We start from the raw sequence: 23565 nt of genomic DNA on the forward strand, positions 1-23565 counted from the left end.
TCCCAGCGTGGCCCGGCAGCAGCCGGGCCACGCCCGGGCGGTCATCCGATGACCCGCATCGTCGCGGGCACGGCGGGCGGCCGCCGCCTGCGCGTCCCGCCCGCCGGCACCCGCCCCACCTCCGACCGCGTCCGCGAGGCCCTCTTCAGCCTCATCCACGCCCGCATGGATTTCGACGACCTCCGCGTCCTCGACCTCTACGCCGGCTCCGGCGCCCTGGCCCTGGAAGCCCTCTCCCGCGGCGCCTCCCACGCCCTGATGATCGAATCCGACCGCAAGGCCGCCGCTGTCATCAAAGGCAACATCGCCGACCTGTCCCTCCCCGGCGCCGAACTCCGCATGAGCCCGGTCGCCTCCACCCTGTCCGCCAAACCCGCCGGCGAACCCTACGACCTCGTCTTCTCCGACCCCCCGTACGCCCTCGAACCCGAGGCCGTCCACACCGACCTGCAAGCCCTCGTCGACAACGGCTGGCTGCACGACGAAGCCCTCGTCATCGTCGAACGCTCCACCCGCTCACCCGACACCGACTGGCCCAAGGGCTTCACCCCCCTCAAGTCCCGCGACTACGGCGAGACCCGAATCGACCTGGCCGAGTTCGAGGTTCAGAGCTGACGATCGCGAACCCGCATTCAACTACGCGATGGCCACGATGTCGCCGTCGTCGAAGTAGATCGATTGGTGCAGTCGGCCGCCCAGTGCAACGGCGTACCGTGCGATGACGTCTTGTCCAGCGGCCGAGCCTTGTTCGATCTGGGACACCCGCCCCTTGGTCACGCCCATTCGCTCGGCGACCTGCTGTTGAGTCAGTCCACGGCTGCGCCGGACCTCCGCGAGACGGTGGCCGCGCACCTCGGCGAGAAGCTCCTGCTTTCCCGCCGCTACGGCCTCCTCGCCACCGGCGCGCTCGACGAGTTCAGCGCGGATGTTTTCCCAGCGCACGTGCCCACCCATCACAGGCCCTCCTCTTCTTCCTTGCCCCGCTCGCGCAGATAGATCTCATATCGCTGTTCGGCCAGCGGTATCGCGGTTCGATACCACGCAGTCCACTGGCCTGCCTTGTTTCCTGCTACCAGCAATACCGTGGATCGCCAAGGATCGAACACGAAAAGTATGCGGACGGTTCCGGGGCGGAGTTCCTTGAGGTTCGGAATGTTCGATCCGGCGATGGTGTCGACCAGTGGACGACCGAGGCCCGGTCCGCCCTCTGCGAGAGCGTCGATGGCTTGCACCACACGCTGGAGGTTCGCCTCGTCGAGTTGCTCGATCCATTCACGCACCTCGTTGACAACGTAGATGTCCCACTCCTGGTCGGCCACGGTGGCGAAGTATAGGAATCACTATACCTTGCGGGTTGTTTATCGCGGTAACAGGTCGCGTTTGCCGCGTTTCCGTGCTCGAATCGCACGGTTGGGTGAGCTGATTCCGTGTTGAGGTGGGTGCGGTAGCGTTCGGCCATGGCTGGAGCACTGTGCCCGGGGTCGTTCGACCCGGTGACCAATGGACATCTCGATGTGATTGCGCGGGCGGCCGCGCAGTTCGATGAGGTTGTGGTGACGGTGGTGGTCAATCCGAACAAGCAGGGGATGTTCACGATTGACGAGCGGATGGAGATGATCCGGGAGGTTACGGCTCATCTTCCCAATGTGCGGGTGGAGTCCTGGCGGGGGTTGCTGGTGGACTTCGCCAAGCAGGAGGGGATCACGGCGATCGTGAAGGGGCTGCGGGACGCTACCGACTTCGGGTACGAGCTGCAGATGGCGCAGATGAATCGGAAGCTGACGGGGGTGGACACGTTCTTCATCGCCACGAATCCGCTGTTCGGGTTCGTGTCGAGTTCGTTGGTGAAGGAGGTGGCGGCGTACGGCGGGGATATCGCCGATCTGCTGCCGCCGGCCGTGCACAAGCGACTGGTGGAGCGGATCGCGGAACGGCGTAAATGACGTGAGGTGAGATGACGGTGGGCGTGCCGGAGGGGCGCGCCCACCGTCGTTTTCACAAGGGGCGGACGGGAATTCGGCGGGGTGGCGGCGCGGCCGCGGGGATGATGCGGCCCTCGGGGCGGCGGCGGTGGCCGCGGGCCAGGGCGGCGGACAGGCGGGCGCCGGCGGTATTGGCGAGCAGGTCCTTCCAGGTCCAGCGGACCACGTCGAAACCCAGTGCGCGCAGGTAGGTTTCGCGGACCTGCTCGCGGTGGGCGAGTTCGGCGGGGTCCATGCCGGGGCGCAGCAGCCGGCCGTACTTGGCGGCGCCGTCGAATTCGCAGAGCACGCCGGCGTTTTCGTAGTAGAAGTCGACCTGGGCCACGAAGCGGCCGTCGGGGGTGTGCACATTGCCCTGCGTGCGCGGTGCCGGTAGGCCGAGACGGTGAATCATGAGGCGGCTCAGGGATTCTCCCAGGCTCTGGCTGCGGCCGTCGAGCAGTTCGGTGACCCGCCGGGCCTGGGCGATACCGTGCCGGCAGCGGGCGCGGTCGACCTCCTCGGCAAGGGATTCCGGGGTCAGGCCGAACATGCCCGCCAGGGCGTCACCGGCCACCACGGCGGCCTCGAACGGCAGCGACAGCGCCAGATCCACGACGGTGCGGGCGGGGGTGGTGACCAGCAGCCCGTCCACCTCGGCGGCCGAATCGACCGGGGAGCCATGGACTTTGGTGAAGGGACGCACCCGGCCGCCGCCACGGCGATTGCGGGTCAGGCAGACTCGTTCCAGCGGGGCGCGCCAGAGGGCGGTGCCGTAGACCACGGCCGCCGATTGATGGCTGACGATGGACTGGCCCGGCATTTCCGGTAGCACCGCGTCGATCAGCAGCCGATGGTGCTCGCGCCGGCTGTGCACCGCGGGGGTGTGACAGCCGTCGGTGAGCTTGCGGGCCAGGATCTTCGACGAACAACCGGTCATTCGGCCGCCTTGTCCGGGCGGCCGGGCCGCCTGCCGGTCCGGGCCGCCGTCGCGCACCCGCGGGCCGGGCGTGGTGGTCTGGGACCGGACGTATCCCGCCGTCCCCCAAGGCATCCGCGTCCTCGCAGCATAAGGAAACTCCTCTCCTGGATCGGATCCGTTACGTGCTTGGACGCGGCGCTGCCGCGAACGGTTCCGATGAATCGGGAGAGGAGTTCCGGGGGGTTGTATCAGGAAGGAATCAGAAGACCCACAGCCGCAGGGTCAGGAAGCGCAAGGTGCCGACCGCCGCCGTCACCGCGAGCACCGCCGCGGCCTGCGCCATATCGGTCAGGCCCGGCGCGGTGCTCTCCAGCACGGCCAGCGCCCCCGCGGTGATGGCCAGTCCGGCCAGCGCCAGCCCGCCGCCCTCGAGCTGCGCGGTGAACCACCGCACCCGCCCGGCCGCGTGGAAGGTGAGCCGCCGGTGCAGTTCATTGGCGACCGCGGTGGAGACGATGGACCCGGCCAGGTTGGCCAGCTGCGGCCCGCCGCCGTAGAAAGCGAAGAAGAGCAGCAGGTAGCCGATGTTCGACAGGCCGCCGACCAGGGCGAAACGAATGAGCTGAGCGAACGCGGCCTCGCCGCGCAGCCAGGCGCCGAGCTGTCCGGACCAGCGCGACCCGGCGGTGCGGGCGGCCTCGATGCCGTACACGTAGGTGTGCGCCAGGGTGGGGACCGGCATTACGGCCCGCTGCGGGATGTCCAGGACAGCCATCGTCATTTCCCATCGAACACGTCGGGCGGTAGCCCGGCAGAGCGTTCCACTTCCTTCTGTTTGTTCAGTATTGACTGAACAAATCGAACTGTCAACCGCGGGAGGCTTCGCTGCCTCGGTCCAGCACTTTCTTGCTCATAAGAATTTAACACTAACTGGAGGGGTTTCCTCCAGTTGTTTTTGTGGTCTGTGAAACAGCTCTCCGACACGCCGAATGGGACCGGGCGTCATCGGCCGAAGCGGGGCAGACTGGCAGCCAGGCGAGCGGCTCGCCGCACAGCACTGGCGGAAGAGTCGTAGTACCGGCAGGAGAGTGGGGAAGCAGCATGTACCGGGTATTCGAAGCACTCGACGAACTCGTGGCCATCATCGAAGAGGCGCGGGGCATTCCGCCCACCCGTAATTGCATCGTGCCGCGCGGTGAGGTGCTCGAACTGCTCGACGACGTCCGCGAGGCGCTACCCGGCGAGCTGGACGATGCCCAGGACGTGCTCGACCATCGCGACAAGATCGTCACCGACGCCCGCACCGCCGCCGATTCGACCATCGGCAGCGCCAATGCGCAGGCGCACGACACCGTGACGGGCGCCCGCGACGAGGCCGACCGCATCCTGGCCGACGCCAAGGCCCATGCCGATCGCATGGTCGCCGAGGCCCGCGCGCACGCCGAACACCTGGTCAGCTCTGCCGAGGCCGAGGCCGAACGCGTGGTCGCCGACGGCAACAAGGAATACGAGGACGTCACCGGCCGCGCCCGCATCGAGGCCGATCGCATGGTCGCCTCCGGACAGGCCAGTTACGACCGGTCGGTCGCCGACGGTAAGGCGGAACAGGAACGCCTGGTCTCGCAGACCGAGGTGGTCCGCGCCGCGCACGTCGAATCTGCCCGGCTCATCGACACCGCCCAGGCCGACTCCGATCGCCTGCGCGCCGAATGCGACGACTACGTGGACGGCAAGCTGGCCGACTTCGAGGAGACCCTGCAGAGCACCCTGCGCATCATCGGCCGCGGCCGGCACCAGGTGCGATCCGGTACGAGCGTGCCGGATTACGCCGCCGAGTTCCGCCGCTAGCGCCACCGAACCCATTGCCCCGCAGCCCGGCTCACGCCGGGCTGCGGGCGGTTTGGGGGAGACCGGACCGTTTCGGTATCCTGGATCGGTTGCCCATTCCACCCTTACCCCGAGGTGATTACCTAGATGCCCGCTGATTCCGGTTCCGGTTCGCGTCGTCGTCATGTACCGACCGACGCGGATTTCGTGCTGGATGTGCGCAGTCTGGGACGTGCCCCGGGTTCGATGAAGGATCTGCGCCGCACCGTCACCACCAAGGAGAAGATCGGCCTGGATCTGGTCGCGATTCCCGTTGGTGCGCAGGTCGAGCTGGATCTGACATTGCAGTCGGTATCCGAGGGTGTACTCGTCACCGGCACCGTGACCGCGCCCATCGAGGGCGAGTGCACGCGCTGCCTGGAGCCTTTCACCGACGAGATCGAGCTGCAGCTCACCGAGCTTTTCGCCTACCCGGACAGTGCTACCGAGCAGACCACCGAGGAAGACGAGATCCCACGCCTGATCGAGGACACCATCGATCTGGAACCGGTGATCATCGACTCCGTCGGCATGGAACTGCCCTTGCAGCCGCTGTGCGAAGAGGATTGCGCGGGACTGTGCCCGGAATGCGGCATACGGATGGCGATTGCGGAATCCGGCCACTCCCATGAGATACTTGACCCTCGCTGGGCCGGGCTCGCGAATTTCGCGGTCGAATCCCCTGGCAGTGGTGCCAATGGCACTCTGCCGAAACAGTCAGCCGAAACAGATTCAGAGGAGAACTAGTCGTGGCCGTTCCGAAGCGCCGGATGTCTCGTGCCAACACCCACGCACGGCGTAGCCAGTGGAAGGCCGCCGCGCCGACCCTGATCACCTGCCCGAACCGGGCCTGCGGCCAGCAGACCCTCCCGCACATCGCGTGCCCGTCCTGCGGCACCTACAAGGGCCGTCAGGTCACCGCGGCGGTCTGATCCGCCCGATTCTCACCGACGTGACCGCCAGCAAGGACGCTGCCGACATCCCCGCCGTGGGTGACGCAGCAGACCACGCCAGCCTGCTCGAGGCGCTCGGCGTAGACGTACGACCGGATCTGTTGCGCCTGGCGCTGACACACCGGTCGTACGCCTATGAGAACGGTGGCCTGCCCACCAACGAGCGCCTGGAGTTCCTGGGCGATTCGGTGCTCGGCCTGAGCATCACCGAACGTCTCTACCTGGAGCATCCGGACAAATCCGAGGGTGAGCTGGCGAAGCTGCGCGCGAGCGTGGTGAACATGCACGCGCTCGCCGAAGTCGCGCGCGGGCTGGGCGAGGGCGGTCTCGGCCGTCACCTGCTGCTCGGCAAGGGCGAAGAGCTCACCGGCGGCCGGGACAAGCCGAGCATTCTCGCCGACGGCATGGAATCGCTGCTGGGCGCCGTGCATCTGCAGCACGGCATCGAAGTCGCCCGCAGCGTGGTGCTGCGGCTGTTCGCCGCACTGCTCGAGCGCGGTCCCCGCATGGGCGCCGGGCTCGATTGGAAGACCAGTCTCCAGGAGCTGACCGCCGAGCGTGGCATCGGCGTGTCGGCCTACGAGATCACCTCCACCGGACCCGACCACGACAAGGAGTTCACCGCCACCGCGGTGATCGGCGGGAAGGGTTACGGCCAGGGGGTGGGCCGCTCCAAGAAGGAAGCGGAACAGAAAGCCGCGGGCGCTGCGTATCAGGCGTTGAACGCCGAGAACGCGTCCGAGGGTGCGGATTCGGCCAAGAGCTAGGGCCGGATGCCGGAACTCCCCGAAGTCGAAGTCGTGCGACGCGGGCTCGCCGAACATGTGGTGGGCCGCGTCGTCGATTCGGTCGCCGTCAGGCACGAACGTTCGGTGCGGCGGCACATTCTCGGCGGCGACGACCTCGCCGCCCGCCTGACCGGCCTGCGTGTCGAATCCGCGAACCGGCGGGGCAAATTCCTGTGGCTCACCTTCGATGAGCCCGACACTTCACTCGTCGTGCACCTGGGCATGAGCGGGCAGATGCTGGTGCAGCCGGCCGGCGCTCCGCTGGAGAAGCACGCGCACATCATCGCCCGGCTCGACGACGGCAGCGAACTGCGTTTCGTGGATCAGCGCACCTTCGGCGGCTGGATGCTGTCGGATCTGGTGGAGATCGACGGGACCTGGGTGCCGGAGGCCGCGGCGCATATCGCGCGCGACCCGATCGATCCCCGGTTCGATGCCGATCGCGTGGTGAAGACCTTGCGCGGCAAGCAATCCGAGATCAAGCGGCTGCTGCTGGACCAGACCGTCGTCTCCGGCGTGGGAAATATCTACGCCGACGAGGCGCTGTGGCGGGCCGGGATCCACGGCGAGCGCGTAGCCGCCAAGCTCACCGGCACCGCGCTGCGCAACCTGCTAGCCGAGACGCGGAACGTAATGGCGGAGGCGCTGCTGGCCGGCGGCACCTCGTTCGACGCCCTGTACGTCAATGTCAACGGTCAGTCCGGCTACTTCGAGCGCTCGCTCAACGCCTACGGCCGCGAACACGAACCGTGCCGGCGCTGCGGGGCTCCCATGGTGCGGGAGAAGTTCATGAACCGCTCCTCGTTCTCCTGCCCGAGGTGCCAGCCGCGTCCGCGCGGCTGATCCGGTCACCGGTACGTCCGACCGGAGCCTCCCTACTGAAGGGCTTGACGCGCTACCGTTTTCACAGCGGCATCGGGTGATGCCGGCCGGAGGAACTGATGCGCAAACTGACCTACTACGTCGCGGCGACGATCGACGGGTTCATTGCTACCGACGAAGGTTCGGTGGATTTCTTCCCCGTCGGGGGTGATCACGGTCCGGCGATCATCGCCCAGTATCCCGAGACGCTGCCGACCAAGGTGCGCGAAGCGCTCGGGGTGGACAAGCCCAGCCACAATTTCGACACCGTGATCATGGGCCGCAAGACGCACGATTTCGGGGTGCGGACGGGAACCTCGAGCCCCTATTCGCATCTGCGGCAGTTCGTGGTCTCCACCACGCTGCCCGAGGCCCCCGCGTCGGATGTGGAGCTCATTTCGAGCGATCCGCTGGCGCGGGTGCGAGAGCTCAAGCGGGAGAAGGGGCTCGGCATCTGGCTGTGCGGCGGCGGGGAGCTGGCGCAGGAGCTGCTGCCGGAGATCGACCAGGTCTTCCTGAAGCTCTACCCGATCGTGCTGGGCAAGGGGCGGCCGCTGTTCGGCGAATGCGCCCGCCTGCCCGACGCCGCCCGCTTCCGCGTGCTGACCAGCCGCGTGTTCGAGGACGGCGTGGCGTTCATCAAGTACAGCCGGATCCGCTGAATCCGGCTGGAAAGAAACAGCGGCCCGCTCCCTTTCGGGAGCGGGCCGAGCGCTCGTTTCAGAGAATGGCGACCGCGACGACGAGTCCCAGGGCGAAGTGCGCGGCGGCGACGACCAGAGCCTCGGTGGTGAACTGCGGCTTGTGCAGCACGGCGCCGATATCGATGCCGAAGACGAGTTCGAGCACCCGCACCGAGACCACCTGCGCCACAATGCCGACCAGGCCGTACACGGCGGCGGCGATCAGGCCCTCGCCGAGCTTGCCCGCCGAGGAGTAGATGGCCAGCACCACGATGAACGCCATCGACAGCATGCCCGCCGCGCTCACCACGACCGCGTTGGGCAGTCCCTGCGCGACCAGGCTGCGCAGGCTGCCGGGCGTGGTGAGGTCGACGGCGAAGAAGCCGACGAGCATGAGCACCAGGCCCACCAGCGCGTAGAGGAGGATCGCGCCTACGCCACGGCCGAGCGAACTCCAGTACCCCGCTTCGAGCGCGAGAGTGGTGGTCATTCTTGGTCCTCCAGGGTGGTGGGTCGAACTGGTAGTAGGTGGGGGTCGCGGGGTCAGGACTGCGGGATGCGGTGCGGGACGAAGGCCGCCCCGTCATCGGTGATGAGCCCGGCGGTTTCGCGGATGCCGAGCCCGGCGGAGGTGTCGCCGACGATCCAGGCGCCGAGCACCGGCCGCATGCCGTCGAATTCCGGTAGCGGGTCCAGCAATTGGTAGACGTAGCCCTCGGCGCCGTACACGCCGCCGGTGGCGGTTTCCAGGCCCGCGCCCACAATGGTCATGTTCGCGCCCTCGCGGCCCAGCTTCGGCTTGCGAATGTACTCGGTCAGCTCGTGCGGATCGTCGAGGTAGGTGGGCAGCAGGTTGGGGTGTCCCGGATACATCTCCCACATGACCGCGAGCAGGGCCTTGTTGGAGAGCAGGGTCTTCCACAGCGGTTCCAGCCACATGGACTGCGGCAGCGAGCCGACCACGCGCTTGCCGAAGTCGTCGTCGAGGACCCATTCCCACGGGTAGAGCTTGAAGATGGAGTCGATGGGCGCTTCGGCCAGATCCACGAAACGTTCCAGCTCCGTGTCGAATCCGATCTCCTCGATGGGCAGCGCGACGGTGTCGAACCCGGCTTCGGCGGCGGTCTCCTGCATGTACGCGGTGGTGACATTGTCCTCGCCGCTGGCGTCCGCGCCGGACCAGGTGAAGTGCAGTTCGGCGGTCGGCAGCAGGTCGCGTATCTCGCCCCAGCGTTCGACCAGCTTCTCGTGCAACGAATTCCACTGATCGTCGTCCGGGTGCGTGTCGGTCAGCCAGTGCCACTGCACGATCGCCGCCTCCAGCAGGGAGGTGGGCGTATCGGCGTTGTACTCCAGCAGTTTCGCCGGTCCGCGGCCGTCGTAGCGCAGGTCGAAACGGCCGTACACGTGCGGGTCGGAGCGCTTCCAGGAATTGGCGATGGGTTCCCAACTCCATTGCGGCAGACCGAAATCGGCGAAGCGCTCGGTGACCACGATCTGTTCGACGGCGTGCAGGCACATCGAGTGCAGTACCTCGACCTGGGCTTCCAGGGCCAGGATCTCGGCCATGTCGAACTCGTAGTGCACCGATTCGTCCCAGTACGGGCGCGGCTGCCCGGAGGCGTCGCGGCCGGGCGAACCGTACACCAGCCCTTGGCTTTCGATGATCTGCTGCCAGCCCGGCCGGGGAGTGCTGCGGACGCGTCGCATTACGACCCGCTGCCGCTCGACTTGGAGCCGAGCCCGCCGCGCTGGATGGTGGTGCCGCTCTTGGTGGTGATGCTCGCGCCCTTCGGTTTCACCGTCGTGCCGCCGCTGGGCGCCTTGCCGACGGTGTTGCTGCCGCCGCCGTAGTAGTACCGGTACTGGCCGCCGTTGAAGATGTAGATGCCGCCGCCGTGATACGTGCCGGAAGTGCCCGAGGCCGTGGCCTTCTGGCAGTTGTCGTCCGGCACGATGATCTCCTGATCGTCGTGGTCGGCGGTGATGGTCTGGCCGTTGCCGAGGCTGACCACCTGCCCCTTCTGGGCGATGATGGTGCAGTAGGCGGTGACCTCGGGCGCGGTGAGCGCGCTGTAGGCGAGGTAGCCGCCGCCGACCAGCCCGGCCACGCCGACCACCGCGATGCCGCCGATCAGCAGCTTCTTGCGTTTCTTCTTCTTGGCCTGGGCCGCTTCGGCTTCCGCGCGTTCCTGCTCCTCGGCGCGCTTGCGGGCCTTGTCCCGGGCGCGCGCCTCGGCCACCGTGGGCGGGCGCGGCTGGGTGATCCCGGCTTCCTGACGCGACATGCTGCCGCGCCGGGATGCGGGCGGGGGCACAGGAGTCGGCAGGCCGGGCAGCGGCGCGGTCGGTACTCCGGGCATGCCCGGGATCGGCGCGGTCGGGGTAGCGAAGCCCGGGGCGCCGGGGGTGGCGACGCCCGGAGTGGTGGGTGCGCCGGCCGGCGGCGTGTCGGGCGCGGCCGGTGCCGGAGCGCTCGGCGTCGCCTCTTCGGGCGGCTTGTGCTCGGTTTCGGTGGGCCCGGTGTCCGCGGCGCTGATCCGCGAATCGTCCTCGGCGGGACCGTTTTCGGAGGGGCGGTTCGGATCGTCCGGTTTACCGCCGAAGCGTTCAACGGCCAACGATCGACTCCTTGAACTCTCCGCGCACTAACGCTCCTCGAATCCGCTCATTCCGCCCTGTGGGGTGCCCCAGTCTTCCACAACCAGGTCCACCCGCCCCGGAGTATTCCCGGAACGTAGCAGGGTGAGCAAGGATTCGCAGTCCGCCCGCGCGCCTTCGGCGATCACGTGCACCCGTCCGTCGCGATGGTTGCGCGCGTACCCGGTGAGCCCGAGTTCGAGGGCTCGCGACCGCGTCCACCAGCGGAAACCAACCCCTTGGACGGTTCCGTGCACCCAGGCGCTGAGCCGCACCGGGCCGCCCGTCATTCGTCGATCTTGAAGGTCAGATTGACGGTGGTGCCGGCCTTCAGCGTCCGCCCCACGGTGCACACCCGGTCGATGGACCGCTGCGCCGCGACCATCAGCCGCTCCCGGGTCGCCTCGTCCAGCTCGCTGAGATCCAGCTCCAGGACTTCGTTCAGCTCCGGGTACACCTCGTTCTCGCGATCGGCGTCGCCGGAAACCCGCACGGTGGCATCGAAGCTGTCGCCCAGCTTGCGCGACAGCGTGAAGTCGGCGCTGAGCCCGGTGCACCCCGCGAGCGCGATCTTCAGCAGCTCACCCGGGGTGAACGCGCCCGGCACGCCCTGCGAGGCGATGAGCACCTCGCCACCGCGATTGTTGCGGCCGGTGTAGGCGCGAGTCCCGGTGCGCTCGGCCCACAATTCCACCGGTTCGGCGGATACGGCGGGTGCGGCGGTCTGCGGTGCGGCGGTCTGCTCGGACATAGCCACGATCCTCCCATTTGCTCGATGCGACCGGCACGAGGGTCATCCGTACATAGCGGACAACCCGATCGAGCCGGCCCCGGCGGAGCGTTCGGTCGCGCCGCAGGTGTGCCAACGTTCCTGCGGCCGGTCGAATTCCAGCGCGGTAGGCCAGGTCACAGCGGCCCCACCGCCTCGTCGATCCGGCTCGCGCCCGCCGGAATCTCACTGTCGCGGTGAGATCCAGGCCGAAAGCACGCCCGGATGACGAAGACGCACTCGGGATGACAGGGTGCGGTGGCCGGGATCGCGGGGCGGCCCGCGCCGCGGGCGGCAAGGGCCGCGCGACAGGGTTCAGGGGATCAGGCCGGCGACGAGTTCGGGGGTGAGGGATTTCAGTCCGCCGTCGGCGACCTCCGCGGCGAGCGCGAGGGCGTCGGCAGCGGGTGGGTAGCGCGGATGCGGGACGGCGATGACGGTCATGCCGGCCGCGGCGGCGGAGCGCAGGCCGTTGCTGGAGTCTTCGATCGCTACGCAGGCGGAGGGGTCGATGCCGAGGCCGGCCGCGGCGGCGAGGTAACCGTCCGGAGCGGGCTTGCCGCGTTCGACCTCTTCGGTGGAGACGGTGGTGCGGAACAGGTTTCGCACGCCCATGTGGTCGAGGACGACGTCGATGAGGCGGCGCGGGGAGGAGCTGGCGAGGGCGAGGGGGTAGGTCGCGCCGAGCCGGCGGACGGTGTCGGCGGCATCGGGCATGAGGGGGAGATGGTCGGCGTAGCGCGCGGCCATGCGGGTGATGACGTCGTCGGCCACCTGGTCGGGGGTGCGCTTGCCGTCGAGCAGATCGGCGCTGAGGTACTCGGCCCATTCGGCGGTGCTCATGCCCATCAGGCGGTCCTGGGTGTCGGACAGCCAGCGGCCGCCGAGCTCGTCGATATAGCCGCGCCGCACCTCCTCCCAGATCGGTTCGGTGTCGATGAGTACGCCGTCCATATCGAAGACGATGGCTGCTACGGGCATAGGTCCCATCGTCGCCGATGGCCCGGACGCGGAACCCGGCGACCCGCTGAGGGGCCGAGACCCCCGGTCGTCGGCCGCCGTTGACGCAGCTGCGAGGGTGCCGATCACTCAGCCACTAGGGTGCCGATGACGCCACCCCTCCGGGCGTCATCGGCGCCCGCCCCGAGCCGGATGCCTATGTCGCGCAACTGGCGCTGCGCCCGCGGGGCGAACTGCACCCCGAAACGACTCCGGGAGGCCGCGCGCGGTCTGGTCGCCGAGAATCCGGGACCGGTGTGGGCGTGCGTCGGGCCGCGAAGGCACTGGGCACGTGCGCGATTCAGGGCGGAGGGGTTCCGGAACCGGCCGGGGCGGGTTGCAGGCGGGCGGCCATGATCTCGACGCCGGGTCCGCGCACTTGCGCGAATCCGGCTGGGCGGCAGGTGGTCAGGAGGAGAAGCGACAGCATCGGGCCGCGGATTTCCGCGCCGCTGCCGTGGCTCCACTCGGTGTCGGTGGCGACCAGGTGCAGGCCGTCGAGCCGGTGGCGTTTCCAGAGTGGGAGTCCCACTTCGACGGCACGGTCGGTGCCGGCGGCTGCGGCCTCGGGGGTGACGGGCAGGGTGCGGCCGAGGGGGATGGCGATGTCCTGCCCGTGCACGATGGTGTCCATCACGATATTGCGATAGTTGGTGAGCTTCGGCAGTTTTCGCGATGCCGCGTGCTCGCGCAGCAGCGCCGCCGGGTCGAACCCGGGTTGTTCGGCGAAATGCCGGGTCAGGATGTCGACCAGGCGGTTGTAGTTGCCGCGCGCCCGGAGCATGAACGGCACCAGCGCGATCAGTGGCGGCGCGATGGGCGTTCCGGCGACGTGGGCCGCCACCGTGCGCACCGTCCAGCCCCCGCACAGCGACGGCGTCTCCCACTCCTCGGGCGTGAGGGTGTCGAGCAGGTCGGCGATGGCGAGCCGCTGCTGTTCGATTACCTGCCAGCTGGTTTCGCGGTCCATGACGGTTACCTCCGGGGAAGTCAATGGAAGTCGAGCACCGGACGCCGAGTTCGCTTGAGCTCGAAGAAGTCCGGATAGGCGGACAGGGTGCGCACGGAGTCGAACAGCGCTTGCGCGGCGGCTCCGCGCGGCACCGAGGCGAGCACCGGCCCGAAGCAGGCGTGCCCGTCGATGCACAGCACGGGCGTGCCCACATCGGTCCCGACCGCGGCGATGGCCGCGTCGTGGCTGGCGTGCAGTCCCGGGTCGTAGCGATCGGTGCGGCTCGCGGCGGTGAGGGCGGCGGGCAGACCGGCTTCGAAAAGCCCGGCGGCGATGGCCTTGTCGAGCAGTTCCGACCACGGTCTCGGGTCGGCGCGCCCGCGCAGCACCACATCGGTGTGCTCGGGGGTGAACAGGAATCCCGCGGTGGCGCTGTAGAAGTCGCGCAAAGACTCCGCGCCGTAGAGCTGATCGACCGCGGCGGCGATGCGGGTGACGTCGGTGGCCCGGCGGATCTGCCGGTGCTGGTCACGGGGTAGTTCACGGCCTCGGTTCAAGCGCGCCAGGCTCATCAGCCGCAGCCGGAGTTCGAGGGGCCGCTGCCGGGCGACTTCACCGAGCCAGCGATAGGCGATCCAGGTGTAGGGGCAGGCCGGGTCGACGAAGAGTTCGACGGCGCATTTCGTGGGTGCCGACATCGGGTGCCTCCCGTAGGATTAGTCAGCGTGTCTGACTAATATAGTCAGAGAGTCTGACTATCGTCAAGGAGTGGAATGGCCGCCGAAGAGATGAACGTGGGCCTGCTGATGATGATCGCCCACCGGTCCATGGAGACCAGGATCTTCGATGCCCTGGTCGAATCCGGGCACGGCGACATCACCCTCGCGCAGGGCCGGCTGGCCGCGCAGATCGATCCGGACGGCACCCGGCTGACCGAGCTCGCCGAGCGCGCGCGCATCACCAAGCAGACCGCGGGCTTCCTGGTCGATCAGATGGAACGGGCCGGCTATGTGGAGCGCGTGCCCGACCCCACCGACGGCCGTGCCCGCCTGGTCAAGCTCAGCGCGCGCGGCCAGGCCATGGCCGATTTCTCGAACCGCATCGCCACCTCGATCCAGGACGAATGGGCCGCGCACCTGGGCCCGAAACGCATGGGGCAGTTGCGTGAAGCCCTGACCCGGCTGCGGGAGATCTCCGACCCGTACCTATGACGCTGTCCGCCATGTCTACTCACTGACGCGGTGTCCATTCACTGAGACGGTTCGCCCGAACCCCCGCGCGAACCACGGCCGGTCTCTAGCGTCGGATTCGGCAGACGAACACGCGCAAGTGAATACCGAGGTGGGCCGTGAGCACGGTCAAGGACATCTACGATCCGCAGCTGTATGTCGACGGTCCGATCCACGAGATCTTCACCGAACTGCGGAGCACCCAGCCGGTGTACTGGCAGGACATGCCCGGCGAACCCGGCTACTGGGCGATCCTCAAACACGCCGATGTGGCGCACGTGGCACGCAATCCGGTGCTGTTCTCCGCCGAGCGCGAGGGCGTCATCCTGGAGAACCAGCCCCCGGAACGGCTGGAACAGACCCGCAACATGCTGCTCATGATGGACCCGCCCCGCCACACCGACTATCGCAAGCCGCTGGCCGAGCACTTCAAGGCCCGCGTGGTCGGCGAGATGGCCGACCGCATCCGCGAACTCACCCGGGCGCTGCTCGAAACCGCCGACGGCGACGTCGAATTCGTGCACGATATCGCCGGCGTACTGCCCAGCCAGGTGGTCGGCGGCCTGTTCGGCATTCCGGCCGCGGACTGGCCCAGCCTGCGGCAGTGGGCGGAACAGTCGGTGAGCCAGCAGGATCCGGACCTGGTCGGCGATTTCGACGCCACCGCCGAGGTCACCAAGATGGCCATCTACGCCATCCAGTTCGCCATGCGCCGCCGCACCGAACCGCCCGCCGCCGACCTCACCTCGCTCATCCTGGCCGGCAATTTCGGCGGAAACCCCATGTCGGACTTGGAGTTCGGCAGCTTCTTCACCCAGCTGGTGACGGCCGGCAACGACACCACCAAGACCATGCTCTCCTCCGGCCTGGAACTGCTGCTCCAGCATCCGGACCAGCTGCGGGCGCTGCGCGAGAACCCGGCTCTCATCCCCGGCGCGGTGGAGGAGATCCTGCGCTACGCCAACCCGCTGCACTACTTCCGGCGCACCGCCACCGCCGACACCGAAATCAACGGCGTCCCCATCAAATCCGGCGACAAGGTGGCCATGTGGTACACCTCCGCCAATCGCGACGAGGACGTCTTCGCCGACTCGCAGACCTTCGACATCCGGCGAAATCCCAACCCGCACCTGTCCTTCGGCCTGGCCCAGCACTTCTGCCTGGGCGTGCACCTGGCCCGCCTGGAAGGCCGCATCTTCTTCGAGGAACTGCTGAACCTGTTCCCGGACATCGAGCAGACCGGCGAATCCCGCCGCATCCGCTCGAACCTCAACAACGGCCTGAAGTCCCTGCCGATCCGCCTGTCCCGCTGAGAGTTTCAGGCATGGAAGCGATAACCCATACCCGCCTCGGTGAGCAGGTGCTTCGGGTTCGAGGGATCGTCCTCGAGCTTGCGGCGGAGCTGGGCGAGGTAGACGCGCAGGTAGTGGGTTTCGGTGGCGTAGGCCGGGCCCCATACCTCGCGGAGCAGTTCGCGGCGGCCGACCAGTTTGCCGCGGTTGCGAACCAGCATTTCGAGCATGCCCCATTCGGTGGGGGTGAGGTGGACGGTCTTGCCGTGGCGGGTTACCTGTTTGGCGGCGAGATCCACTGTGAAGGAAGGGGTTTCGACCACCGGCTCGGCGGTTTCGGTGGTGGTGGCGGAGCGGCGGACGGCGGCGCGCAGGCGGGCCAGCAACTCGTCCATGCCGAAGGGTTTGGTGACGTAATCGTCGGCGCCCGCGTCCAGGGCCTCGACCTTGTCGGAGGAGTCGGTGCGGGCGGACAGCACGATCACGGGGGTGGTGGTCCAGCCGCGCAGGCCCGCCAGCACCTCGATGCCGTCCATATCGGGCAGGCCGAGATCGAGCACCACCACGTCCGGGTGTTTCTCCGCGGCGGCGCGCAGGGCGGCCGCGCCATTGGCGGCGGTGGTCACCTCGTAGCCGCGGACCGACAGATTGATCCGCAGGGCGCGCAGGATCTGTGGTTCGTCATCGACGACCAGGACTTTGATCGGCGCTGCCGCCGGATTGCTCACTCGGACTCCTGTTCGTTGCCGGCCGGTAGGTCGATGACCATTGTCAGGCCACCGCCGGGGGTGGGTTCGGCGTGCACGGTGCCGCCCATGGCATCGACGAAACCGCGGACCACCGACAGCCCGAGACCGACGCCGGTGGAATTGTCGCGATCGCCGAGCCGCTGGAACGGTTCGAAGAGCTGGTCCTCCAGGCCGGTCGGCACGCCCGGACCGGTGTCGACCACGGTGACGGCGACGCGCTCGCCGGTGTTCTCGGCCGCCACCCGGACGGTGGATTCGCTGGGGGAGTAGCGAATCGCATTGTCGATGAGGTTGGCCAGCACCCGCTCCAGCAGGCCCGGATCGGCGGTCACCGAGACCGCGTCCACATCGACCTTCACCCGGTCCATGGCGCTGCGCCGCAATCCGCGAGTGCCCATGCTCATCAGCGCGTGATGCACCACCTCGTCCAGGTAGACCCGCCGCATCTGCGGCTGGATGACGCCCACCGCCAACCGGGAGGAATCGAGCAGGTTGCCGACCAGCGCGGTCAGCTGATCCACCGATTCCTCGATGGTCTCCAGCAGTTCGGCGGTGTCCTCGGGGGAGAACTCGACATCGTCGCTGCGCAGGCTGGACACGGCGGCCTTGGCGGCGGCCAGGGGCGTGCGCAGGTCGTGGCTGACCGCCGACAGCAGGGCGCGGCGCAGCTTGTCGGCCTCCAGGACCGCCTGTGCCGCACTGGCTTCCGCGCGCAGGCGCTGCTGATGCACCATGCCCGCGGCCTGATTCGCCACCGCGCCGAGCACCAGCCGGTCGGCGGCGGTGAGGGGATGGCCGCACAGCAGCAGCCAGTGCATGTCGTCACCGGCTTCCAGCGCGGTCTCGGCATCGCACACCTGGGTCGCCGGCCGATCGCCGACGGAGGCGATCACCTCGTCGTCGGTGATCAGGCTGACCGAGGTCTGGTTGTAGGTCTCGCGCGCCCGCTCCAGCAGCGCGGGCAGGTCCGCGCCGTGCAGGACCGCGCCCGCGAACAGGGTGAGCAGTTCGGCCTGCCGGGATGCCTTGCGCGCCTCGCGGGTTCGCTTGGCGGCCACGTCCACCAGCGCCGCCACCGCGACGGCCACCACCAGCAGCACCACGATGGTCATGAAGTTGTCGAGTTCGGCGATGGTGAGGCTGTGCCGCGGCGCGGTGAAGAACCAGTTCAGCAGGATGCCGGAGAGCAGCGCGGACAGTGCGGCCGGCGCCACGCCGCCGAGCAGCGAGACGCAGATGACGCCGATGAAGAACACCGCGCTCTCGCCGCCCAGGTCCAGCCAGCGATCCAGCCACAGCAGCACCCCGCAGATCGCGGACGGCACCACCAGGGCGGCGAGCCAGGAGCCGAGCAGGCGTTCGCGCGGGGCGAGGGAGGACCAGCGGAAGCCGGGATTGGACTCCTCGTGGGTGACCATGTGCACGTCGATCTTCCCCGACTCCTGCACCACCGCCGCGCCGATGCCCTCGTCGAGCACGCGCGCCCAGCGGGAGCGCCGCGAGGTGCCGAGCACCAGCTGGGTGGCGTTCACCTGGCGCGCGAAATCCAGTAGCGCCGTGGGCACGTCGTCACCGGTGACGGTGTGCAGGCTGGCGTCCAGGCCGGTGGCCAGATCGCGCAGCCGGGCCAGCCGCTGCGCCGACACCCCGGCCAGCCCGTCCCCGCGCACCACGTGCACCACGATGAGTTCCGCGCTGGACTTGGCCGCGATCCGGCTGGCCCGCCGCACGATGGTCTCCGATTCCGGCCCGCCGGTCACGGCCACCACGACCCGTTCCCGGGCCTCCCAGGTATCGGTGATCTTGTGGTCGGCACGGTATTTGGCGAGCGCGGCATCGACCTGATCGGCCAGCCACAACAGCGCCAGCTCGCGCAGCGCGGTCAGATTCCCGGGCCGGAAGTAATTGCGCAGCGCCGCGTCCGCCCGGTCGGCGGCATACACGTTCCCGTGGGAAAGCCGGCGCCGCAACGCTTCCGGCGTGATGTCCACCAGCTCGACCTGATCGGCTTCGCGAACCACCCAGTCCGGCACGGTTTCCCGCTGCACCACACCCGTGATCTGCTGCACCACATCGTTCAAGCTCTCCAGATGCTGCACGTTGACCGTGGAGATCACGTCGATCCCCGCGTCCAGGATGTCGTGCACGTCCTGCCAGCGCTTCTCGTGCTCGCCCCCGGGCGCATTGGTGTGCGCCAGCTCATCCACCAGCACCACCGCCGGCCGCCGCCGCAGCACCGCGTCCACATCCAGTTCGGGCATGGTGGTCCCGCGATACTCCACCAGCTTCGGCGGAATCCGCTCGATCCCGCCCAGCATTTCCGCGGTCTTGGCCCGCCCGTGCGTCTCGACCACGGCCGCGACCACATCGCGTCCGCGTTCGAGCCGCCGGTGTGCCTCCGAGAGCATCGAGAACGTCTTGCCCACACCGGGGGCAGCGCCCAGATAGATGCGTAGTTGCCCGCGTTTCACTCGTCCATCATCGCGGGTAGCGCGCGGAAGCCGGGCTCGGCCGCGCGGGCACGGTCACGATTCGCCTCGGCGGCCGACAGCGCGCGCAGCAACAGCGCAGCAGCCACGAAGCCGACAATCACCATCAATGTGACCGCTAAGTCGGGCACGGTCTTCTCCTTGTTCGCACCGGTAGTGGGGGCCCGGGCGGCGAGTCGGTGCGCGCGTCCGGGCCTGTTCTGTCTACCGCCGTAAAGACGGGAGCGCCTGGTCCTGACGGTTTCTTTACGGATAGCCGGGCGTCCTTGACGAGATCGCAGCGACGCTCCGGGAAATCTCGTAAGCGGAGTGTCAAGGCGGTCGTGCGCAACGCTAAGAAGCCGTAAAGAACCTCGGAATCGGCCCGATCGGGCGCTTGACTCGCTCCGGCGCATCTTGCGATGCGGCACCGAAGTAGAGAGGTTTCGAAATGTCCGTCGTGGTGTTCACGGTGCTGACGGTGGCGCTCTTCGCCCTGCTCGGCTTGATCCAGCGCGGGGTGGAGCGGTTGTGACGCAGAACGTTATCGGTCTGGTGCTGGCCGTTGGCGTCGCCGTCTATCTGATTGTGGCGCTGTTGTTCCCGGAGAGGTTCTGAGTGAGCACGACTACAGCGGGGATCGTCTTCGCGGCGGCCCTGATCATCGCGCTGGCCGTGGTGCATGTGCCGCTCGGCGATTACATGTACCGCGTCTACAGCAGCGAGAAGCATTCGCGCGCCGAGCGCGTCATCTATCGCGTGATCGGCGTGAAGCCGGGCGTGGAGATGACCTGGGCGGTGTACGCCCGCAGCGTGCTGGCCTTCTCGGCGGTCAGCATCCTGTTCCTTTTCTTCTTCCAGCTGATTCAGGGCAAACTGCCGCTGCATCTGAACGATCCGGCGACCGAGATGACCCCGGCGCTGGCCTGGAACACCGCGGTCAGCTTCGTGACGAACACGAACTGGCAGAACTACTCCGGTGAATCGACCCAGGGCCACCTGGTGCAGATGGCCGGGCTCGCGGTGCAGAACTTCGTGTCCGCGGCGGTGGGCATCGCGGTGGCGGTGGCCCTGGTGCGCGGGTTCGCGCGCCGGCACACCGGTGATCTGGGCAATTTCTGGGTGGATCTGGTGAGGGGATCCATCCGCATCCTGCTGCCGATCGCCTTCGTCTCGGCCATCGTGCTGGTCGCCGGCGGCGCCATCCAGAACTTCCAGTTGCACAGCCAGGTCGCCGAGACGGCCGCCGGTGCGCAACAGACCATTCCGGGCGGGCCGGTGGCCAGCCAGGAGGTCATCAAGGAACTCGGCACCAATGGCGGCGGCTTCTACAACGCCAACTCCGCGCACCCGTTCGAGAACCCGACCACCTGGACCAACTGGATCGAGATCTTCCTGCTACTGGTGATCTCGTTCTCGCTGCCGCGCACCTTCGGCCGCATGGTCGGCTCGAAGAAGCAGGGCTACGCCATCGTGTCGGTCATGGGCGTGCTGGCGATTCTGAGCCTGATGCTGACCAACCTGTTCCAGTTGCAGCACCACGGCACCGTGCCGACCGCCATCGGCGCGTCCATGGAGGGCGTGGAAACCCGCTTCGGCGTATCGAATTCGGCGACCTTCGCGACCGCGACCACGCTGACCTCGACCGGTGCGGTGGACTCCTTCCACGACTCGTACACCAGCCTCGGCGGCATGATGACCATGTTCAATATGCAGCTGGGCGAGGTCGCGCCGGGCGGCACCGGTTCCGGGCTCTACGGCATGCTGATCCTCGCGGTCATCACCGTCTTCGTGGCGGGCCTGATGGTCGGCCGCACGCCGGAGTACCTGGGCAAGAAGATCACTCCGCGCGAGATCAAGCTCGCGGCGTCCTACTTCCTGATCTCGCCGCTGGTGGTGCTGATCGGCACCGCGACCGCCATGGCCATGCCGGGGCAGCGCGCGGGCATGCTGAACAGCGGGCCCCACGGTTTGTCGGAAGTGTTGTACGCCTTCACTTCCGCCGCCAACAACAACGGTTCGGCCTTCGCCGGCCTGACCGGCAATACCGAGTGGTACAACACCGCGCTCGGCCTGGCCATGCTGTTCGGCCGCTTCCTGCCGATCATCTTCGTTCTCGCACTGGCCGGTTCGTTCGCCCAGCAGGGCAGCACGCCGGAATCGATCGGCACGCTCCCGACCCATCGCCCGCAGTTCGTCGGCATGGTCGTCGGCGTGACCGTCATCCTGGTCGCCCTGACCTTCCTGCCCGCGCTGGCGCTCGGGCCGCTCGCCGAAGGAATCCACTGAAATGTCTGCTCCCACCATGGAAAACGCGGCGCCGGAAGCGCCGGCGCAGGGGCGGGTATCGAGCGGCCTGTTCGACCCGCAGCTGCTGCTGAAATCGCTGCCGGACGCCTTCGAGAAGCTGGACCCGCGCTCGCTGTGGCGCAACCCGGTCATGCTGATCGTGGAACTCGGCGCGGTCTGGTCGACCATCCTGGCCGTCGCCGACCCGAGCTTCTTCGGCTGGGCGATCGTCGTATGGCTGTGGGCCACCGTGCTTTTCGCCAATCTCGCCGAAGCCGTGGCCGAGGGCCGGGGCAAGGCGCAGGCCGACACCCTGCGCAAGGCCAAGACCGATACCGTGGCCCGCAAACTGGTGGACTGGTCGCCGGGCGCACGGGTGGTCGAGCAGAGCGTGGCCGCGCCGGATCTGCAGCGCGGCGACTACGTCGTGGTCGAGGCCGGGCAGGTCATTCCCGGTGACGGCGATGTCGTGGAAGGCATCGCGTCCGTGGACGAATCGGCCATCACCGGTGAATCCGCGCCGGTGATCCGCGAATCCGGCGGCGACCGTTCCGCGGTCACCGGCGGCACCACCGTGCTGTCGGACCGGATCGTGGTGCGGATCACCCAGGAACCGGGCGGCTCGTTCATCGACAAGATGATCGCGCTCGTCGAGGGTGCCTCGCGGCAGAAGACGCCGAACGAGATCGCGCTCAACATCCTGCTGGCCGCGCTGACCATCATCTTCGTGTTCGCGGTGGTCACCCTGCAGCCGCTCGCCATCTACTCCAAGGTGAGCCTGCCCGGTGTGCCGGACAGCATTTCGCTCACCGACGACGGCATCAGCGGCATCGTGATGGTGTCCCTGCTGGTCTGCCTGATCCCGACCACCATCGGCGCGCTGCTGTCGGCCATCGGCATCGCCGGGATGGATCGCCTGGTGCAGCGCAACGTACTCGCCATGTCGGGTCGTGCGGTCGAGGCCGCCGGTGACGTCAATACGTTGCTGCTGGACAAGACCGGCACCATCACCCTGGGCAATCGCCAGGCCGCGGATTTCGTGCCGATGCCGGGCGTGAGCGCCGACGAATTGGCCGACGCCGCACAGCTTTCCAGCCTCGCGGACGAGACCCCCGAGGGCCGCTCCATCGTGGTGTACGCCAAGCAGGCGTACGGCAAGCGCGAGCGCACCCCCGGCGAGCTGACCGGCGCGACCTGGGTGGAATTCACCGCCCAGACCCGCATGTCGGGCGTGGACCTGGCCGGCAAGCATCAGCTGCGCAAGGGTGCGGCCAGCGCCGTCACCGAATGGGTGCGCTCGCAGGGCGGTTCGGTGCCGGTCGAGGTCGGCGCGGCCGTGGACGGCATCTCCGCGTCCGGCGGCACCCCGCTGGTGGTCGCGGAGGTCAAGGACGGCACTGCCCGGCTGCTCGGGGTCATCCATCTCAAGGATGTGGTGAAGCAGGGCATGCGGGAGCGCTTCGACGAGATGCGCCGCATGGGCATCCGCACCGTCATGATCACCGGCGACAATCCCTTGACCGCCAAGGCGATCGCCGACGAGGCCGGTGTGGACGACTTCCTCGCGGAGGCGACGCCCGAGGACAAGCTGGCGCTGATCAAGAAGGAACAGGCCGGCGGCCGCCTGGTCGCCATGACCGGCGACGGCACCAATGACGCGCCCGCGCTGGCGCAGGCCGATGTCGGCGTGGCCATGAACACCGGCACGTCCGCCGCCAAGGAGGCGGGCAATATGGTCGATCTGGATTCGGATCCGACCAAGCTCATCGAGATCGTCGAGATCGGCAAGCAGTTGCTGATCACCCGCGGCGCGTTGACCACGTTCTCCATCGCCAACGACATCGCCAAGTACTTCGCCATCATTCCGGCGCTGTTCGTGGCCCTGTACCCCGGCCTGGATCTGCTCAACATCATGCGGCTGCACAGCCCGCAGTCGGCGATCCTGTCCGCGGTCATCTTCAACGCGCTGGTCATCGTGGCTTTGATTCCGCTGGCGCTGCGCGGTGTGGCCTACAAGCCGGCGGCGGCGTCGAAGCTGTTGAGCCGCAACCTGTCCGTGTACGGCGTGGGCGGCATCATCGCCCCGTTCATCGGCATCAAGCTGATCGACCTCGTCGTCCAATTCCTCCCCGGGATGTCCTGAA

The 23565-nt window shown here is 68.0% G+C and carries 28 protein-coding genes; 13 read left to right on the top strand and 15 right to left on the bottom strand.

Features of this window, described 5'->3' with window-relative positions; genetic code table 11:
- The first annotated feature begins 48 nt into the window (after positions 1-48).
- Complete coding sequence (gene rsmD / locus LTV02_RS01105; protein WP_233037151.1) at positions 49-615, top strand: 16S rRNA (guanine(966)-N(2))-methyltransferase RsmD; 567 nt, start codon at positions 49-51, stop codon at positions 613-615.
- A gap of 21 nt (positions 616-636) precedes the next feature.
- Here rsmD and LTV02_RS01110 read toward each other — a convergent pair whose 3' ends face one another.
- Both LTV02_RS01110 and LTV02_RS01115 read right to left on the bottom strand, forming a co-directional pair.
- Positions 637-954 (bottom strand): helix-turn-helix domain-containing protein, encoded by a 318-nt coding sequence (locus LTV02_RS01110; RefSeq protein WP_233037153.1) that lies wholly within the window; start codon positions 952-954, stop codon positions 637-639.
- Positions 954-1319, bottom strand: coding sequence for a type II toxin-antitoxin system RelE/ParE family toxin (locus LTV02_RS01115; RefSeq protein ID WP_233037155.1), 366 nt, complete (start codon positions 1317-1319; stop codon positions 954-956). The genes LTV02_RS01110 and LTV02_RS01115 overlap by 1 nt, the downstream gene beginning before the upstream one ends.
- A gap of 138 nt (positions 1320-1457) precedes the next feature.
- Here LTV02_RS01115 and coaD point away from each other — a divergent pair, with 138 nt between their 5' ends.
- The gene (coaD, locus tag LTV02_RS01120) at positions 1458-1943 is read left to right on the top strand and encodes a pantetheine-phosphate adenylyltransferase (protein WP_067711224.1); all 486 of its coding nucleotides are present in this window, start codon (positions 1458-1460) and stop codon (positions 1941-1943) included.
- Between the two features lie 52 nt (positions 1944-1995).
- On the opposite strand, the gene LTV02_RS01125 is transcribed toward coaD, so the two are convergent.
- Together LTV02_RS01125 and LTV02_RS01130 are read right to left on the bottom strand one after the other, a co-directional pair.
- On the bottom strand, positions 1996-3015 hold the full coding sequence (locus LTV02_RS01125) for a PDDEXK family nuclease (RefSeq protein WP_233037157.1): 1020 nt from the start codon (positions 3013-3015) through the stop codon (positions 1996-1998).
- 127 nt (positions 3016-3142) lie between these two features.
- Positions 3143-3658, bottom strand: coding sequence for a GtrA family protein (locus LTV02_RS01130; protein ID WP_084534880.1), 516 nt, complete (start codon positions 3656-3658; stop codon positions 3143-3145).
- Between the two features lie 326 nt (positions 3659-3984).
- On the opposite strand from LTV02_RS01130, the gene LTV02_RS01135 reads away from it, so the two are divergent.
- The 6 genes from LTV02_RS01135 (at position 3985) to LTV02_RS01160 (ending at position 8013) form a co-directional block, all read left to right on the top strand.
- A complete protein-coding gene (locus LTV02_RS01135) occupies positions 3985-4731 on the top strand; it encodes a DivIVA domain-containing protein (protein ID WP_067711228.1) in 747 nt (248 codons plus the stop codon).
- A 126-nt stretch (positions 4732-4857) separates the two neighbouring features.
- The gene (locus LTV02_RS01140) at positions 4858-5496 is read left to right on the top strand and encodes a YceD family protein (RefSeq protein ID WP_233037159.1); all 639 of its coding nucleotides are present in this window, start codon (positions 4858-4860) and stop codon (positions 5494-5496) included.
- A 2-nt stretch (positions 5497-5498) separates the two neighbouring features.
- A complete protein-coding gene (rpmF, locus tag LTV02_RS01145) occupies positions 5499-5681 on the top strand; it encodes a 50S ribosomal protein L32 (protein ID WP_067711232.1) in 183 nt (60 codons plus the stop codon).
- A 20-nt stretch (positions 5682-5701) separates the two neighbouring features.
- The gene (rnc, locus tag LTV02_RS01150) at positions 5702-6469 is read left to right on the top strand and encodes a ribonuclease III (RefSeq protein WP_233037161.1); all 768 of its coding nucleotides are present in this window, start codon (positions 5702-5704) and stop codon (positions 6467-6469) included.
- A gap of 6 nt (positions 6470-6475) precedes the next feature.
- Positions 6476-7333, top strand: coding sequence for a bifunctional DNA-formamidopyrimidine glycosylase/DNA-(apurinic or apyrimidinic site) lyase (gene mutM / locus LTV02_RS01155; RefSeq protein WP_233037163.1), 858 nt, complete (start codon positions 6476-6478; stop codon positions 7331-7333).
- A gap of 98 nt (positions 7334-7431) precedes the next feature.
- On the top strand, positions 7432-8013 hold the full coding sequence (locus LTV02_RS01160; RefSeq protein ID WP_067711238.1) for a dihydrofolate reductase family protein: 582 nt from the start codon (positions 7432-7434) through the stop codon (positions 8011-8013).
- A gap of 58 nt (positions 8014-8071) precedes the next feature.
- On the opposite strand, the gene LTV02_RS01165 is transcribed toward LTV02_RS01160, so the two are convergent.
- The 8 genes from LTV02_RS01165 to LTV02_RS01200 form a co-directional block, all read right to left on the bottom strand.
- Positions 8072-8524 (bottom strand): DUF350 domain-containing protein, encoded by a 453-nt coding sequence (locus tag LTV02_RS01165; RefSeq protein ID WP_067711240.1) that lies wholly within the window; start codon positions 8522-8524, stop codon positions 8072-8074.
- 53 nt (positions 8525-8577) lie between these two features.
- Complete coding sequence (locus LTV02_RS01170) at positions 8578-9744, bottom strand: glutathionylspermidine synthase family protein (protein ID WP_233037165.1); 1167 nt, start codon at positions 9742-9744, stop codon at positions 8578-8580.
- Positions 9744-10655, bottom strand: a complete 912-nt coding sequence (locus LTV02_RS01175) for a hypothetical protein (protein WP_233037167.1) — start codon at positions 10653-10655, stop codon at positions 9744-9746. Before LTV02_RS01175 ends, LTV02_RS01170 begins: the two co-directional genes overlap by 1 nt.
- Before the next feature lie 27 nt (positions 10656-10682).
- Positions 10683-10964 (bottom strand): acylphosphatase, encoded by a 282-nt coding sequence (locus tag LTV02_RS01180; protein ID WP_067711244.1) that lies wholly within the window; start codon positions 10962-10964, stop codon positions 10683-10685.
- Positions 10961-11425 (bottom strand): OsmC family protein, encoded by a 465-nt coding sequence (locus tag LTV02_RS01185; protein WP_067711245.1) that lies wholly within the window; start codon positions 11423-11425, stop codon positions 10961-10963. The genes LTV02_RS01180 and LTV02_RS01185 overlap by 4 nt, the downstream gene beginning before the upstream one ends.
- 333 nt (positions 11426-11758) lie before the next feature.
- Entirely contained in the window at positions 11759-12424 is a 666-nt protein-coding gene (locus LTV02_RS01190) for an HAD family hydrolase (RefSeq protein ID WP_233037169.1), read from the bottom strand.
- 319 nt (positions 12425-12743) lie between these two features.
- Entirely contained in the window at positions 12744-13412 is a 669-nt protein-coding gene (locus LTV02_RS01195; protein WP_233037171.1) for a maleylpyruvate isomerase family mycothiol-dependent enzyme, read from the bottom strand.
- Between the two features lie 20 nt (positions 13413-13432).
- Complete coding sequence (locus tag LTV02_RS01200) at positions 13433-14092, bottom strand: mycothiol-dependent nitroreductase Rv2466c family protein (RefSeq protein ID WP_233037173.1); 660 nt, start codon at positions 14090-14092, stop codon at positions 13433-13435.
- A gap of 75 nt (positions 14093-14167) precedes the next feature.
- On the opposite strand from LTV02_RS01200, the gene LTV02_RS01205 reads away from it, so the two are divergent.
- On the top strand, positions 14168-14605 hold the full coding sequence (locus LTV02_RS01205; RefSeq protein ID WP_233037175.1) for a MarR family winged helix-turn-helix transcriptional regulator: 438 nt from the start codon (positions 14168-14170) through the stop codon (positions 14603-14605).
- Between the two features lie 137 nt (positions 14606-14742).
- Positions 14743-15936: a cytochrome P450 gene (locus LTV02_RS01210; protein ID WP_233037177.1), complete on the top strand. Its 1194-nt coding sequence runs from the start codon at positions 14743-14745 to the stop codon at positions 15934-15936.
- Between the two features lie 5 nt (positions 15937-15941).
- On the opposite strand, the gene LTV02_RS01215 is transcribed toward LTV02_RS01210, so the two are convergent.
- From LTV02_RS01215 to LTV02_RS01225, 3 genes are read right to left on the bottom strand one after another with little or no spacing between them, the layout of a single operon-like run.
- The gene (locus LTV02_RS01215) at positions 15942-16643 is read right to left on the bottom strand and encodes a response regulator (protein WP_269821600.1); all 702 of its coding nucleotides are present in this window, start codon (positions 16641-16643) and stop codon (positions 15942-15944) included.
- Positions 16640-19135: a sensor histidine kinase gene (locus LTV02_RS01220; protein WP_233037180.1), complete on the bottom strand. Its 2496-nt coding sequence runs from the start codon at positions 19133-19135 to the stop codon at positions 16640-16642. Before LTV02_RS01220 ends, LTV02_RS01215 begins: the two co-directional genes overlap by 4 nt.
- Positions 19132-19284 (bottom strand): hypothetical protein, encoded by a 153-nt coding sequence (locus LTV02_RS01225; RefSeq protein ID WP_157762165.1) that lies wholly within the window; start codon positions 19282-19284, stop codon positions 19132-19134. Before LTV02_RS01225 ends, LTV02_RS01220 begins: the two co-directional genes overlap by 4 nt.
- 403 nt (positions 19285-19687) lie before the next feature.
- Between LTV02_RS01225 and kdpF the strand changes: the two genes are divergently transcribed.
- The 3 genes from kdpF to kdpB are packed head-to-tail and all read left to right on the top strand — an operon-like array spanning position 19688 to position 23564.
- A complete protein-coding gene (gene kdpF, locus LTV02_RS01230; protein ID WP_233041429.1) occupies positions 19688-19750 on the top strand; it encodes a K(+)-transporting ATPase subunit F in 63 nt (20 codons plus the stop codon).
- Positions 19751-21421, top strand: coding sequence for a potassium-transporting ATPase subunit KdpA (gene kdpA, locus LTV02_RS01235; RefSeq protein ID WP_233037182.1), 1671 nt, complete (start codon positions 19751-19753; stop codon positions 21419-21421).
- A 16-nt stretch (positions 21422-21437) separates the two neighbouring features.
- Positions 21438-23564, top strand: coding sequence for a potassium-transporting ATPase subunit KdpB (gene kdpB, locus LTV02_RS01240; protein WP_408639380.1), 2127 nt, complete (start codon positions 21438-21440; stop codon positions 23562-23564).
- Position 23565: the final 1 nt, after the last annotated feature.

It is taken from the genome of Nocardia yamanashiensis (assembly GCF_021183565.1).
In the GTDB taxonomy this organism is placed as follows: Bacteria; Actinomycetota; Actinomycetes; order Mycobacteriales; family Mycobacteriaceae; genus Nocardia; species Nocardia yamanashiensis.

Coding starts and splice junctions, on each gene's coding strand:
- LTV02_RS01125 (WP_233037157.1), bottom strand. CDS start 3,015: ATGCCTTGGGGGACGGCGGGATACGTCCGGTCCCAGACCACCACGCCC.
- LTV02_RS01135 (WP_067711228.1), top strand. CDS start 3,985: ATGTACCGGGTATTCGAAGCACTCGACGAACTCGTGGCCATCATCGAA.
- LTV02_RS01110 (WP_233037153.1), bottom strand. CDS start 954: ATGGGTGGGCACGTGCGCTGGGAAAACATCCGCGCTGAACTCGTCGAG.
- LTV02_RS01160 (WP_067711238.1), top strand. CDS start 7,432: ATGCGCAAACTGACCTACTACGTCGCGGCGACGATCGACGGGTTCATT.
- LTV02_RS01185 (WP_067711245.1), bottom strand. CDS start 11,425: ATGTCCGAGCAGACCGCCGCACCGCAGACCGCCGCACCCGCCGTATCC.
- LTV02_RS01190 (WP_233037169.1), bottom strand. CDS start 12,424: ATGCCCGTAGCAGCCATCGTCTTCGATATGGACGGCGTACTCATCGAC.
- LTV02_RS01165 (WP_067711240.1), bottom strand. CDS start 8,524: ATGACCACCACTCTCGCGCTCGAAGCGGGGTACTGGAGTTCGCTCGGC.
- LTV02_RS01180 (WP_067711244.1), bottom strand. CDS start 10,964: ATGACGGGCGGCCCGGTGCGGCTCAGCGCCTGGGTGCACGGAACCGTC.
- LTV02_RS01130 (WP_084534880.1), bottom strand. CDS start 3,658: ATGGCTGTCCTGGACATCCCGCAGCGGGCCGTAATGCCGGTCCCCACC.
- LTV02_RS01205 (WP_233037175.1), top strand. CDS start 14,168: ATGGCCGCCGAAGAGATGAACGTGGGCCTGCTGATGATGATCGCCCAC.
- kdpB (WP_408639380.1), top strand. CDS start 21,438: ATGGAAAACGCGGCGCCGGAAGCGCCGGCGCAGGGGCGGGTATCGAGC.
- LTV02_RS01200 (WP_233037173.1), bottom strand. CDS start 14,092: ATGTCGGCACCCACGAAATGCGCCGTCGAACTCTTCGTCGACCCGGCC.
- rsmD (WP_233037151.1), top strand. CDS start 49: ATGACCCGCATCGTCGCGGGCACGGCGGGCGGCCGCCGCCTGCGCGTC.
- LTV02_RS01195 (WP_233037171.1), bottom strand. CDS start 13,412: ATGGACCGCGAAACCAGCTGGCAGGTAATCGAACAGCAGCGGCTCGCC.
- LTV02_RS01140 (WP_233037159.1), top strand. CDS start 4,858: ATGCCCGCTGATTCCGGTTCCGGTTCGCGTCGTCGTCATGTACCGACC.
- LTV02_RS01170 (WP_233037165.1), bottom strand. CDS start 9,744: ATGCGACGCGTCCGCAGCACTCCCCGGCCGGGCTGGCAGCAGATCATC.
- coaD (WP_067711224.1), top strand. CDS start 1,458: ATGGCTGGAGCACTGTGCCCGGGGTCGTTCGACCCGGTGACCAATGGA.
- mutM (WP_233037163.1), top strand. CDS start 6,476: ATGCCGGAACTCCCCGAAGTCGAAGTCGTGCGACGCGGGCTCGCCGAA.